The organism is Nonomuraea sp. B12E4, assembly GCF_039871825.1.
Lineage (GTDB): Bacteria > Actinomycetota > Actinomycetes > Streptosporangiales > Streptosporangiaceae > Nonomuraea.
Window position 1 is genome coordinate 135621 of record NZ_JBDPME010000004.1, and the last position, 13407, is coordinate 149027.

Annotated in this window: 10 protein-coding genes; 5 read left to right on the top strand and 5 right to left on the bottom strand. The window is 68.1% G+C overall.

The genetic code is table 11. From position 1 onward, the window contains the following. Positions 1-164 precede the first annotated feature (164 nt). The 3 genes from ABGB18_RS11905 to ABGB18_RS11915 all read left to right on the top strand — a co-directional run bounded on the left by ABGB18_RS11905 (position 165) and on the right by ABGB18_RS11915 (position 4968). Positions 165-2387 (top strand): helix-turn-helix domain-containing protein, encoded by a 2223-nt coding sequence (locus tag ABGB18_RS11905; protein ID WP_347695503.1) that lies wholly within the window; start codon positions 165-167, stop codon positions 2385-2387. A 393-nt stretch (positions 2388-2780) separates the two neighbouring features. Continuing rightward, on the top strand, positions 2781-4079 hold the full coding sequence (locus ABGB18_RS11910) for an MFS transporter (protein ID WP_347695504.1): 1299 nt from the start codon (positions 2781-2783) through the stop codon (positions 4077-4079). A 67-nt stretch (positions 4080-4146) separates the two neighbouring features. Continuing rightward, positions 4147-4968 carry an alpha/beta hydrolase gene (locus ABGB18_RS11915; RefSeq protein WP_347695505.1) on the top strand — a complete coding sequence of 274 codons (822 nt, stop codon included), beginning with the start codon at positions 4147-4149 and terminating at the stop codon, positions 4966-4968. Positions 4969-5304: 336 nt separating this feature from the next. On the opposite strand, the gene ABGB18_RS11920 is transcribed toward ABGB18_RS11915, so the two are convergent. From ABGB18_RS11920 to ABGB18_RS11935, 4 genes are all read right to left on the bottom strand, one after another. After that, entirely contained in the window at positions 5305-6339 is a 1035-nt protein-coding gene (locus ABGB18_RS11920; RefSeq protein WP_347695506.1) for a DUF2891 family protein, read from the bottom strand. Then, positions 6323-6967, bottom strand: a complete 645-nt coding sequence (gene pcp / locus ABGB18_RS11925; RefSeq protein ID WP_347695507.1) for a pyroglutamyl-peptidase I — start codon at positions 6965-6967, stop codon at positions 6323-6325. Before pcp ends, ABGB18_RS11920 begins: the two co-directional genes overlap by 17 nt. Before the next feature lie 162 nt (positions 6968-7129). Continuing rightward, the gene (locus ABGB18_RS11930) at positions 7130-7321 is read right to left on the bottom strand and encodes a winged helix-turn-helix transcriptional regulator (RefSeq protein WP_347695508.1); all 192 of its coding nucleotides are present in this window, start codon (positions 7319-7321) and stop codon (positions 7130-7132) included. An 11-nt stretch (positions 7322-7332) separates the two neighbouring features. Next, positions 7333-7869 carry a GNAT family protein gene (locus tag ABGB18_RS11935; protein ID WP_347695509.1) on the bottom strand — a complete coding sequence of 179 codons (537 nt, stop codon included), beginning with the start codon at positions 7867-7869 and terminating at the stop codon, positions 7333-7335. 429 nt (positions 7870-8298) lie between these two features. On the opposite strand from ABGB18_RS11935, the gene ABGB18_RS11940 reads away from it, so the two are divergent. Then, the gene (locus ABGB18_RS11940) at positions 8299-9276 is read left to right on the top strand and encodes a hypothetical protein (protein WP_347695510.1); all 978 of its coding nucleotides are present in this window, start codon (positions 8299-8301) and stop codon (positions 9274-9276) included. A gap of 391 nt (positions 9277-9667) precedes the next feature. Next, a complete protein-coding gene (locus tag ABGB18_RS11945) occupies positions 9668-12751 on the top strand; it encodes a metallophosphoesterase (protein WP_347695511.1) in 3084 nt (1027 codons plus the stop codon). A gap of 267 nt (positions 12752-13018) precedes the next feature. Here ABGB18_RS11945 and ABGB18_RS11950 read toward each other — a convergent pair whose 3' ends face one another. Then, positions 13019-13294, bottom strand: a complete 276-nt coding sequence (locus tag ABGB18_RS11950; protein WP_347695512.1) for a hypothetical protein — start codon at positions 13292-13294, stop codon at positions 13019-13021. Between the last annotated feature and the right edge of the window lie 113 nt (positions 13295-13407).

A 13407-nucleotide genomic window follows, 5' to 3' on the forward strand; every position in this document is an offset into this window, starting at 1 on the left:
GGGGCCTGATCGCCCTCCCAAGCTCCTGATGAACGTCGCCGACGGCTGTTGAACCGCTGAGATCGTTGCAGGAGTATTGAAGTCTCCACGTCGTCGCGTGCCGTCCGAGCGGCATCCTTCACCTGAAGGAGCACTCGATCACCACCCCGTTCAGCTTCGCGGAGGTGCTGCGTCGCCATCGGCACGCGGCACTCCTGACGTTGGAGCAGCTCGCCGAGGCCTCGGGCGTCAGCGCCCGGACGCTGTCGGACATGGAACGCGGACGCAGCAAGGGCCCCCAGCACCGGACCGTCACCGCGCTGGCCGACGCCCTCGGCCTGGCCGACGCCGACCGCGAACAGCTTGTCGAGCTGGCGCGCGGGGGCCGCCTGCGCGACCGCTGGACCCGCGCCACCGGCCTGTGCGAGCTGCCCCGCTCCGTCGACGACTTCACCGGCCGAGCCGCGGAACTGGCCTGGACCAGCGAATTGATGCACACCGGAGATGTGCCGGGGGTCGCGGCCGTGGGCCTCATCACCGGCCCGGCCGGGCTGGGCAAGACCACCCTGGCCGTCCGCGCCGCCCACGCCCTGCGGCCGGACTTCCCCGACGGGGTGTTCTTCCTCGACCTGTTCGGCATGTCCCCACAACCCCTGCCCGTCGAAGAGGCTCTGGGCCTGCTGCTTCGCGCACTCGGCAGCGCAGAGCAGCAGATCCCGGGCGACGTCGCCGGGCGGGCGTCCCTGTATCGGTCGCTGCTGCGCGATCGGCGCGCGCTGGTCGTGCTCGACAACGCCGCCTCCGAGGGGCAGGTCCGGCCACTGCTGCCTGGCGGCGGGTCGGGCAAGGCCCTGGTGACCGCTCGCCGCCTGCTGGCCGGGCTGGAAGGAGTGCGCAGGCTCAGCCTCGGGCCCCTGCCCCTGATGGAGGCCACCGAGCTGCTGAACGCAATCCTGAAGGACCGCGGCGCCTCGGACGAGGGATCGGCCGTCTGGCAGCTCGCGCAGATGTGCGGCGGCCTGCCCCTCGCACTGCGGATTGCCGGAAACCGGCTGGTCAGCCGGCCCGGCTGGAACGCCGCCGACCTCGCCGCCCGGCTGACGAACGAGGAGCGCCGCCTGGACCAGCTCAGCGCCGGCGACCTGAAGATCGCCAGCGCGTTCGGGTTGTCCTACGAGCACCTGGCCGACTCGACACGGCGGGTCTTCCGCCGGCTCGCCCTGGTGCCGGGCCGCAGCTTCGACGCCGCGCTGGCCGCCGTGGTGGGCGGCACAACGATCGAAGGGGCATGGGACGCCCTCGACGAACTCGTCGACCTCGGCCTGCTGCAGGACAACATGTCGGGGCACTACCGCTTCCACGACCTGGTCCGGCTGTTCGCCCGCGACCGGCTCTGGGAGGAGGAGCCCGCGGCCGAGCGCGATGCGATCACCGTGACGATGACGTCGTGGCTGCTGCAGATGGCCACCAGCGCCGGGCGGTGGTTCGAGCCGGGGCACGAGCGTCCCGACCGGCCCGACGCCGACCTGTCCTCCCCGGAGGAGGCCGACCACTGGCTGCGCGTGAACGTGGACAGCTGGCTGGGCGCGTTACGCCACATGGCGGGCATCGGCCGGTCCGCCGCCGTCCTCGACTGCGCCGAGTCGATGCACTGGTTCTCCGACCGATGGATGCACGCACCGCATTGGCACGAGGTCTTCACCCTCGGTGCCGAGGCCGCCGCCGCCCTGGGCGATCCGGTCCGGCAGGCCACGCAGCTCAACCTGCTGGCCTGGGTCCATCTGGTGCCACGGGAGGACCTGGAGACCACACTGCGCTACACGGCCCAGGCGATGGACCTGGCAACTCGCGGTGGTGCCACAGGGGAGATCGCCTTGGCCCACCACATCGCGGCAGGCGCGCTCCGACGGCTCGGGCGGCTCGACGAGGCCATCGCGTCGGAGATCCAGGCGGCGAAAATGTTCAAGGCCGACGGCGACATCGACCGGTACTGCCATTGTCTCGGCGCCCTCGGCACCTGCCTTCGCGATGCCGGACACTACAACGAGGCGCTTGAGCAGTACCTCGACCTGTTGGCGCTGCTGAACGACGAACGGTCGGGGATGACGCCGAGCGTCGCGGCGTTCGCCCGGCCGATCGCGCTTGCCCGCGTCGGCGAATGTCTGGGACTGCTCGGCCACCGGTCTGAGGCGATCAGCAGGCTCACCGAGGCGATCAGCCTCATGGAGCAGGCTCAGTTGCCCGTCCCGCAGGCCCGCGCCCTGGAGACACTCGCGGCCGTGCTGGCCGACGAGGACCGTACTGGCGAGAGTTGCCATACCTACGCGCGCGCGGCCGAAGTGTACGAGGCCATCGGCGACACCGAGGCGAGCAGCCGCTGCCGCGACCTGGCGAACGCCGCGACCTGACGGTTCCGCACCACTTCTGCGTCCGGTTCTGCGTGGCCGCGGAGCGGGTGCGCGGCTTGTATGGAGTGCAGCGGGACAGGCGTCGGGCCTGTGTCCACCCAGCTCAGGAGCGGCCATGACGTCGCGTCGCTGGTGTACGTCGCCGTCGTCGCCGACCTCATCCGCCAGGCCGCCGCCTGACGACGTCCGCCCTCGCGCGGTCACATAACGGTCAGACCCGGCCTCCCATTGAGCAGCCGGCGGGCCTGCCCGTGACCGCGGCGCTCCACCAGGAAGTCATCCACGGATCTCTCACGCTCAACGCCTGCGCGGCACCCATGCCGCCCAGGAGGCGATCGACCGGGCCGGACGCCTTCCGGCGCGGGTGCCCGGCCCTGACCACAGGAGGCAGACATGGCAAGTAGACCGGTGACCAAGGCCGCCGTCATCGGCACTGCGCTCGAGTTCTACGACCACGCCCTCTTCGGGCTGGGAGCGGCGATCGTCTTCGACAAACAGTTCTTCCCCGCCGACCAGCCTCTCGCGGGCACTCTGGGCTCCTTCGCCGCGTTCGCGGTCGGGTTCCTTGCCCGTCCCATCGGCGGTGTCGTGTTCGGCCACTTCGGCGACCGCGTCGGGCGCAAGCCCATGCTGGTCATGACGCTGCTGCTGATGGGACTGTCCACGGTCGGCATCGGGCTGCTGCCCACCTACGAACAGGTGGGCCCGGCGGCGCCTGTCCTGCTGACACTGCTCCGGCTGGCGCAGGGCTTCGGCGCGGGAGCCGAGTACGCGGGCGCCCTGGTCATGGTGGCCGAGACCAGTGACCCCCGCCGGCGGGGCCTGTGGGCCTCGCTTCCCGGCGCGGGCGTCCAGATCGGCATCCTGACCGCCACACTCGTCTTCACCGCGGTCACGGCGCTGCCGTCGTTCGAGACCTGGGGCTGGCGGTTGCCGTTCCTGCTCAGCCTGGTGGGTGTGGGCGTGGGACTGCTCCTCAGGTTCCAGGTGCGGGAGTCGGAGCTCTTCGAACGCGAGCGCGCGCGAGGCTTGAGCCGCTTCCCGGCGCTGGAGGTCATCAGGAGGCAGCCGCGGATCCTGCTGATCGCCTTCGCGGCCAACGCCCCCTTCGGTGCGATCGCGTACATCCTCAATGTTTTCGTGCTGTCGTACGTGACCAGGACTCTCGGTCTGCCGGCCACGGTGGGGCTGGGCGCCAAACTGCTCGCCTCCGCTGTGGCGATCGCGGCCACGCCGCTGTTCGGGCTGCTGGCCGACCGTGTCGGCCGCCGTCCCGTCTTCCTCAGCATCGCGCTCTTCCTCTGCGTGTTCGCCTTCCCGATGTTCTGGCTGGTCGACACCGGCCGGCCCGAGCTGGTGATCCTCGCGATCACGGTGGGGTACGGCGTCTGCGTCGCCGGGATGTTCGCCGTACTGGCCTCGCTGTTGACCGAGCTGTTCGACACCCGCTACCGCTACAGCGGCGTGGCGATCGCCCGCGAGTGGACGGCAGCGCTGACCAGCGGCCCAGCCCCGCTCGTGGCGGCCACCCTGGTGGCGGGCGCCGGCGGCGCGTCCTGGCCCATCGCCCTGCTGCTGGTGGTGTGCGCGGCGATCGCCTTCACTGCCGTCCTGTTCGCTCCGGAAACCCGCCATCGGAACCTGACCGAAGTCGTGAGCGAACCGGCGATCCGTACGGGTGCAGTCATCTGACCGATTGCCGCCGGGCGTCGCGGATCTAGCGTCGAGCCCATCGACACCAATCTGGAAGGGACCTGAAATGCCCTACGTGAGCGCCGCCGACGGCACGCAGATCTTCTACAAGGACTGGAGCAGTGGCCGGCCCGTCGTGTTCAGCCACGGCTGGCCACTGAACGCCGACGCGTGGGACAACCAGCTCCACCTGGTCGCCTCCCATGGCTTCCGCGCCATCGCTCACGACCGTCGCGGCCACGGCCGCTCCGGCCAGTCGTGGCACGGCAACGAGATGGACACCTACGCCGACGACCTGGCCGCCCTGCTGGACACGCTCGACCTGCGCGATGTCGTACTGGTCGGGCACTCCACGGGCGGCGGCGAGGTGGCCCGCTACATCGGCAGGCACGGCACCGCCCGGGTCGCCAAGGCCGTACTGCTGGGTGCGGTCCCGCCGCTGATGCTCAGGACAGACGCCAACCCCCACGGTCTGCCGATCGAGGTGTTCGACGGTATCCGGGCCGGGGTCACGGCCGACCGGTCCCAGTTCTACAAGGACCTGGCCCTCCCCTTCTACGGCTTCAACCGGCCGGGCGTGCAACCCTCGCAGGGGGTCATCGACGCCTTCTGGCTCTGGAGCATGCAGGTGGGTGTCAAAGGCGCGCTCGACTGCATCAGGGCCTTCTCCGAGACCGACTTCACCGAGGACCTCAAGCGCTTCGATGTCCCCACCCTGATCGCGCACGGGGACGACGACCAGATCGTGCCCATCGTCGCCTCCGCGCTGGAATCCGCTCAGCTCGTCAAGGACGCCACCTTGAAGATCTACGAGGGTGCACCGCACGGTTTGGCCGGTGCCCTCGAACGTGACTTCAACAACGACCTACTGTCGTTCCTCACCCAATAGAGGCGCTCACGACCCGATAGGGGCCCGCCGCGCATCCTGTGGACAGCATGCCGGCCGGTCGGCACCCGCACCGAGGGCCGGCCGGCCGCTCAAAACCGCAAAGAGCGCAACGCGCGAAATCCGCACCATCCTCCCCTGCCACCACCACGCCACCCACGCTCCAAGACGCCATCGAGGAAGACACCGGAGGATGACCGCCGCGCATGCGACCGCACAAGCTGACAGCCTGGTGATCTCCGCCCAGCGATACGTTCTGCCCGAAGCTGGTTGACCGCGGCACGACCATGCTGGACAGGCACGACCATGCCGGGCAGACATGACCATGCCGGGCAGGCATCACGCCGAATCGGCGGCGTCCAGTGCGAGCACAGCGAACGTGGCGAGCCAGTGATCGCTGACGAAGTCACCGGCGATCACCTGGGGCAGGGCGGCCTTCAGTTGCGTCTCAGCGGCAGCGGTGAGCCGCGGGCGCCGCCCATCGTCCGCTGGGAGCGCGGCAGCGATGGCCCACAGCGCCGCCGCGCGGCTGAGCGCGAGCCCGATCAGGTGCCCGATGTGCGGATCGCGTCGATCGGACACGATCGGCGGCTCCAGCAGAGCCTGCGGCTCACCGTGTGCCAGCCCCGGCAGGAACGCCGACAGCCACGCCGCGAACTCCTCGCGAGTCAGTACCCGCCGCATCAGATCCGCCTCAGTGAGGGCCGGCGACACGAAGTCCTGCCCGGACGGTTCCCAGGCCGCCGGATAGTCGCGATCGCTGCCGAACCAGCGCCGGGCGGTCTCGGTGACGACACCCGCGAGTGCCGCGCACCCCGCCGCCTCGGCCGAGTCCAGCACCAGTCCCAGCGCGAACGCGCTGTTGGCATGAACGCCATGGCGGACCGGATAGGTGGCCTTGGCCAGCCACCCCTCGACGAGCTCGGCGACGGCCGTCACCGCCGGCCGCAGTGCGCCCGCCCACCGCGCACCGTCACCGCCGGCCGCTGCGCACCCAGCCGCCAGCGCGAGCAGCCAGGCCCAGCCGTACGGCCGCTCGAACGTCGGGTTGGCCCGCAGGTAGACGGCCTCGGTCATCAGGTGCTCGGGCGTCAGGTGCCGGTCCAGCACCTCACGAACGGCGGCCTCGTCGATCTCCGTCCGGTTCCGCCGGAGCAGCCGTACCAGCAGCCAGTGCATGTGCACCGCGGAGTGCCAGTCGTAGGAGCCGTAGAAGGCCGGATGGTGGACGCGCGGCGGCGCGATGTCGCCCGGACCCGTGACGAGGTGCTGCGGAGCGTTCGGGAACTCCCGCGTCACGTTCTCCAGCGCGAGGCCGGCGAAGCGGGGGGCGAGATCGGCGACGGTCGGCAGTGGATCAGTGGAGAGAACCACCGGTCTCCTTCAGATCGGTGGTCGTGGTGACCGCCGCGGACACGATCGCCGTCAGCGCTTCGGCGATCGAGTGGACGGACATCGACGGCTTGTCGCCACCCGGGACCTGTTCGGGCAGGTAGGGAACGTGCACGAAGCCGCCGCGTACCCCAGGCCGGCCGGAGTCGATGAGATGCATCAGCCCGTAGAACACGTGGTTGCAGAGAAATGTGCCCGCCGTGTGCGAGACGGACGCCGGCAGGCCGGCGTCGCGGACGGCGGCCACGCACGCCTTAACCGGGAGGGTCGAGAAGTACGCTGCCGGGCCGTCCACGACGACGGGCTCGTCGACGGGCTGGGCGCCCTTGTTGTCAGGGATGCGAGCGTCATCGAGGTTGATGGCGACGCGCTCAACCGTGATGCCCGGCCTCCCGCCCGCCTGCCCGACGCAGACGACGACCTCGGCACCGGACTCCTCGACGGCCGCGCGCAGCCGTGCGATGGCGTCGTGGAAGACCACCGGCAGCATCAGTGTCGTCAGCGACACCCCTTCCGGCGGCGTGGTCGCGGCCAGTTGCACCGCCTGCCACGACGGATTGACGCTGGAGCCGTCGAACGGCTCGAATCCGGTGAGCAGCACGTGGGTCATGGGTCTCCTCTCATGCGCCGGCGCCGGTCAGCGGTGCGGGGGCCCGCGGAGACTCTCGACACCCTCGGCTCCGCCGTTTCCCGGCCCCGGCCCCCGGCGGGGCCCGGGGAGGGTCGTGTCGACCAGGTCTGGTCCCGGTCAGGGATGGTGCTCAGAAGGCGATCACGATCTGCCGGCCTTGATCGTGTGGGATACGTACAGGGGACGATCAACCGTAGTCCGCCGGTGCCAGCGGTAGACAGCCGGGCACAACGTGAGAGGCCCGCCACCGTCGCGGACCAGGATCCGCAGTTTGGCGGAGAGCATCTTCTCGCTGATGCCGTCGATGCGCCGGCGCAGCTCGAAGAAGCGCATGGGCCCAGGCGTCAGGGCGGCCAAAATTCGGTCCATTCGCTGTCGAGGATGCTGAAGAGGGCGGAGTCTCGCCAGCCGTCGCGCAATTTGGCGGTGTGGCGGAGGAGGCCTTCATGCGTCATCCCGAGTTTCTTCAGGATGGCTGCGGAGGCGGCGTTTCGCGGATCGCAGGTGGCGTAGATGCGGTGCATGCGGAGTTGGTGGAAGCCGATGTGCAGCAGTTGCCGGCCGATGGCGGTGCCCAGGCCGCGGCCCCAGAGGCTGGGGTGGGTGATGTACTGGATCTCTCCTTGGGCGTGCTGGAGGCTGCGGATGCGGAGCTCTCCCATTCCTATGACGTCATCGTCATGGAGGGCTGCGTAGGCGAAGCGTATCTGTGGCTGCTCGTGCCATGCGGCTACGGCCTCTGTCACGAACTCACGTGTTTCGGTGAGGGAGTTGGGCCCCCATGCCTGATACCGGCAGACTTCGGGAAGGCAGGCCCAGGAGTGGACGGCGTCGACATCGGTGGGTTCGAGCTGCCGGAGTCGGACTTCGGGATGGCTCATGATCTGAATGATGCCTGGCGATTGAGAAGGACGAGGTTCGCGGCGTCTCGTCCTGGCGCGGCCCGAGCACGGCCACGCGTGAGAACGGCCCCCAGGCCGCACGCGCGGCGTGCGGCCATGGGGTGGATGTCCTGCTGCGCGTCTATGCCAAGTGCATCGACGGCCAGGAAAAGATCGTCAACCAGCGGATAGCGGACGTACTGACCGTATGAGATCACGAACAACATCCCTCGAAGGGCTCCGGCTTCCCCCGGGGCCTTTCGGCGTTGCGGGGCCGCGTCATCCCGCGCATACTCCGGATCATGGCCGTCTACCTGGGGAAACGCCACAGGATCCATCCCGCGCATATCCCGCGCCAGCTTCGCGGACGTGCAGCACGCACACGTCTCCGCCCAGCATCCCATCCCCAGTCGAACCGCCGAAGGTTACTTGATCTACTCCAAGGTGAACCAAAGAGAACGGGTGTCACGTCCCAGTGGGGTGCGATCTCTTCGGATTGTCCTCGCCATACTCGCCGCCCTTGTTCTGATCGAACGCGATAGCGCGGAAGACAAGACCCCACCACTGGATCACGTCGTCACAGCTTCGTGCCCGAAGAGGTCCAGTCCTGACTTGTTTGCCATGCCCCGCCAGCGGCTCCCCTCCGACTTCATCCCGACCCAGGTCATCCGCTGCCGCTGGGAGTCCCGTTACCTACCGGGCCGGGGGCGCTGGGAGGTGGTGATCCAAGAACACGCCGACGGGCCCGCCGACGAACTGATGACGGAGCTCCGCCGCTCCTCCGAGAGCTCGCTGTTCCCCACGATCTGCACACTGGAAGCTATCTTCGTCGACTACTTCGTCCTGGTGGATCCCTCCGGCAGGGCGGTGCTACCCAAGCCACCGACTGGGATATGTGGAGGACCGTACCCCTCCGCCTTGAACGCTCTTCGTCGCCTGCCGTACCAGGTGGATGAACAGATCCCCATCCAGAGCCTGGAAAGTGAGAAGTCCTTCCGGGCCGGCTGCCACGACCAATATCCGGACGTACTCCAACGCTTTGGACGGCTGAACGTCACTCCGCCGACATCGAACCGCCCGCAGACATGGAATCCTCCGCCGGAAGGCCTGCGGGTGTGCGTCTTCCGGATCGAGAACAAGACCGCGGACAGGCTTGACCCGATGGACCTGCCAATAGGAAGACTCGAGTCCTCGCGCGTCCTCAAAGGCACCAGCTTGCGCGCCCTACTCACCGCCCTGGACACCGCACCATCCAGCGACTGCCACGGCGATCACACCCGTTTCGCGATACTGGACCCCGGCTTCCGCGAGGCGTACGTCGAGCTCGACGGCTGCCACAACTTTTTGCGCCCCGGTGAAAACCTCAGCCGTCTCACCTCGGATGCCGTAGGACTTCTCACCCAGTAACCGCCCTGCCAGACGCTCACACCATTCCGTCTGCCGCCACGAGGGTATCGCTGCTTCAGGTGACAAGACCCAGCCGCTGGTGCAGCACGGTGAGCAGGACCTGGTCGGAGAACGCCACGGTGGGTGGCCGGCCCGATTTGATCCGCGGACGCTGCCCGTCGAGGATGCGCAGGCCGGCGGTTAGGCGGTCGGGTGTCGAAAGCGGCCTGCACCCACGGCCCAGTGGTCGTGGTGGTGGCGGCGATGCTGCCGCGGTGCCGCCGGATCTCCCTGCCACGATGCACGCCATGCGATCGTACGTGCGAATTCGTTCCGTATTCATCCTGTCGTCTGATGTGTCATCTAGTCTCCCGCCCGACTATGGCCGTGCGAGATCCATAGAGGTGGATACGTGTCATTCACGAAAAGCGCGTTGTGGGCACTTGTGGGGGTGGCTGCGGCGATCAGTGTGGTCGTCCCCCAGGTAGCCCAGGCAGCGCCTCAGACGGCCGAGATGGCCCAGGTGGCCCAGGCAGGGGACGAACTGGAGCGGATCACCCCGGCGGTGGACCCCAGCAAGCCGCCACAGGATCAGTTGGTCCTTGCCGTGATCGGCGATTACGGCGGCTGTGGTGTGGACCGGGCCTGCGCCTCGGAGAACCAGGTGGCCGACATGGTCCACTCGTGGAACCCGGCCTACATCCTGACCGTCGGGGACAACACCTATCAGCAGGGTCGCCCCGAGGAGGTCGTCAAAGCCCAGGCGCCGTACAAGGCCGACATCGACACGGGCAAGTTCTTCCCCATCATGGGGAACCACGACTACGGCAACGGCTGCAACCCGGAGAGCATCAAGCCCAGCGTGGACTTCTTCAAGGTCCCGGTGGCCTTCGTGGCCGGGTTCGGCAACGGGCTGGTGGACTTCCTCAACCCGGACGTCAACTGCCAGTCGGCGTCGGGCACCGCGAAGCCGCCCATCTACAACCAGTACAAGAACACGGTTGACAACAGCACCGCAGCGTGGGTCCTCTCGGGCGGCCACCAGCCCATTTACAGCTCCGGCAAAGCTGGCAACAATCCGGAAAAAGCGTGGCTGATGACGCCGGGCGTCGATCTGATCCTGGCCGGCCACGACCACCACGCAGAGCACGTCATCACGTCCGACGGCTACAACATCGCGATCACCGGTAACAGCGGCGAGGGCCTCACGCCCCTGTTCAGCACCGCTCCGGGCAGCGTCTACCGCGAGGCCACGGACTTCGGCGCGATGCGGCTGACCGTCACGAAGGACTCCCTGAAGGCCGAGTTCGTCACGCTGCCCGACAACAAGGTCGACTACTACTTCATCCTGAAGAAGGACGCCCAGGGCAAGGCGTACGTGGCCGAGCGCTCCGACTGGGTCGACCCGAACCCCGACCCCGGGCAGAACCCGACCCCCAACAAGTACAGCGTCTCGTTCGACCTCGCAGCCGACAAGAGTGACGGGCTGACGTACAAGAACTACGATGACGGACCCATCGAGGAGACCACGGTCGACGGCCGCAAGGCGATCCAACTGCAGAAGAACTCCTTTGGCGGAGCTAATCAGCTGTACATGTTCGTCGACGACGCGGCGATCTCCGGCGGACCGTACGCGGTCAAGGCCACCTTCACCTATCGCTCTCCCGTCCCGGGCTCGTTCGTTCTCCAGTACGACTCCGCGACGAGCGGCTCGGCCTACCAGAAGTCGGCGCCGGTGACGATCAGCGCGGACCAGGTGAACACCTGGCAGACGGCGTCGATCGACATCCCCGACATCCGGTTCACCAACCGTGAGAACGGCAGCGCCGACATGCGTCTGTCGGCTGCGGCCAACCTCCCGCTCGCCGTCTCCGGGGTGAAGATCGACGTCGCTCCGCCCAAGCCGACCGTGACCCACGTATCGATGGACTTTTCCGGCGAACCCAACGGGCTGAACTGGATGCCCTACGAGAGCGGCCCGGCCCACGAGATCACGATCGACGGCCGCCAGGCGCTGCAGGTGGACAAGAACACCTTCAACACCGGCAACAACCTCTACCTGGTGGTCGACGACAAGTTCATCCAGGGCGGGCCGTACGACGGCACCGCGACCATCGAGTACCGGTCACCGGTGGCCGGGTCGTTCGTCCTTCAGTACGACTCCGCGGCCACCGGGTCGGCCTACCAGAGCACTCCTCGGGTGAACATCAGCGCCGACCAGGTGAACACCTGGCAGACCGCGACGCTCGACATGCCGCAGGTGATGTTCCGCAATCGCCAGAACGGCGACGCCGACATGCGGATCGTCGGCGCGAACAACCTGCCCTTCATCATCGGTTCGATGGATGTCGACATCGCCGGGGGCGAGGACGAGGGACTCGAGGACGCGCAGAACGCCGTCGCCGCCGCGGAGGCCCACCCGTCGGCCGAGACGATCGCGGCCGCCGAGGCCGCGATCGCCAAGCTCCCCGCCGGTCCGGACGCCGACGCGCTGACCCAGCGACTCGACGCGGTGAAGGCCGCCCTCGACCACGACAAGGACAAGGACGGCATCAACGACGACGTGGACGTGACGTTCCCGCCGGGCACCTCGCAGGCGAACAACCCATCCAACGAGACGTTCTCCGACGCGCTCGCCGGGGGTACCACGTCGGGCAAGATCCTAAGCCGCAACGGCCACACCCTCACGATCTCCGACGCCCACAACCCCTCAGGCGTACAGGTAAACGTCGGTGCAGGCTCCGCCCCCGCGAAGTTCGAGCTGGCCGGTAGCGCCGTCACGATCGCGCTGGCACAGGGCTCCTACGAGCTCACCGGCTCCGGGAAGACCAGCACGATCAAGACGGTCGATGGCGAGCAGGCGGTCGTCACCGTCAACGTGAACGGTACCCCGATCACACTGACCGTCGACAAGGGCGGATCGGTCACCTACACAGAGACATCGGCCAACGGCAAGGTCACCGGGCTGACCGGAATACAGCAGACCGGGACCGTCGGCATCCGCGCGGACGGCATGCCCGCGACCGCGTGCGCCGGCATCGCGATCCAGAACGTCATCGTCACCACGACAGGCAACGACCAGATCTCCGGCACGCACGGCAACGACCTGATTGTCGGGCGGGGCGGCAACGACACGGTCAACGGCAACGACGGCAACGACTGCGTCACGACTGGCAGCGGCAACGACAAGATCACCACGACCGGCGGCGACGACTGGATCGACGCGGGCGGCGGCAACAACGTGGTCAAGGCCGGAGACGGCACGAACGCCGTAACGACCGGCTCCGGCAACGACCAGATCACCACCGGCGACGGCGACGACACGGTCAATGCGGGCTACGGCAACAACACGGTGACCACCGGCGGTGGCCACGACACCATCACAGCCGGAAGCGGCAACGACGGCATCGACTGCGGTGCCGACTCGGACACGGCGCACGCCGGTGGTGGTAACAACACCGACGTCGGCAAGCGATGCGAGACCTTCGGGATCTGACCCTGATCGGCTGATCGGGTAGGGCCGGCCGACGTGGCCGGCCCTACCCTTTCCCGTCGCAGGACAACGGCTCAATGTAGATAGCGGCGAAGTGCCGCCTCGGCCTTCGGGCAGGCTGAGATTCTCCTGTTGGCCGCGCCGTCCAGCAGCGCGAACGATGGCTTCCGCGAGGCTGCAAAGCGCCTGGGAACGGCACCACCTCGCTATCTGCGGAGGCCGTCCTTCTTTCCGAGAGCGGCCGCGCTCCCGCAGTTGCTTACCTGCGCATCAAGTGAGTAGGCCTTGGGCAAGAAATCTGGACGCGTCCGGCACGCCGGGAACCACCAAGAAATAGCCGCCGCCGAAGGGCGTGATGTAGTCGACCAGCGGCTCGTTCACCAGGCGCATCTGCACTTCCTCGAATTGCCGGTGCAGGTCCTGCTGGAAGCAGCTGAAGAGCAGCCCGGCGTCGAGGTCGCCCACCTCGTCCACGCCCTTGTCGTAGTTGAAGCTGCGGCGCAGGACGCGGCTGTCGTCCGTCTCGGGCTTGCGCGGGAAGGCCATGTTCGGCCGCGGTGACCCCGCGCGCCGGGCTGATGATGGTTCCTCCGCGGACGCCCGCGCGTGCTTCTCTCGCCATCAGGCGTAGTTGTGGCTGCGAGGGATGACGGCCCTGC

Excerpts from the sequence above, each read along its gene's own strand:
- ABGB18_RS11935 (WP_347695509.1), bottom strand. The coding sequence starts at position 7,869 with ATGAGCCATCCCGAAGTCCGACTCCGGCAGCTCGAACCCACCGATGTC.
- ABGB18_RS11910 (WP_347695504.1), top strand. The coding sequence starts at position 2,781 with ATGGCAAGTAGACCGGTGACCAAGGCCGCCGTCATCGGCACTGCGCTC.
- pcp (WP_347695507.1), bottom strand. The coding sequence starts at position 6,967 with ATGACCCACGTGCTGCTCACCGGATTCGAGCCGTTCGACGGCTCCAGC.
- ABGB18_RS11950 (WP_347695512.1), bottom strand. The coding sequence starts at position 13,294 with ATGGCCTTCCCGCGCAAGCCCGAGACGGACGACAGCCGCGTCCTGCGC.
- ABGB18_RS11915 (WP_347695505.1), top strand. The coding sequence starts at position 4,147 with ATGCCCTACGTGAGCGCCGCCGACGGCACGCAGATCTTCTACAAGGAC.
- ABGB18_RS11930 (WP_347695508.1), bottom strand. The coding sequence starts at position 7,321 with ATGCGCTTCTTCGAGCTGCGCCGGCGCATCGACGGCATCAGCGAGAAG.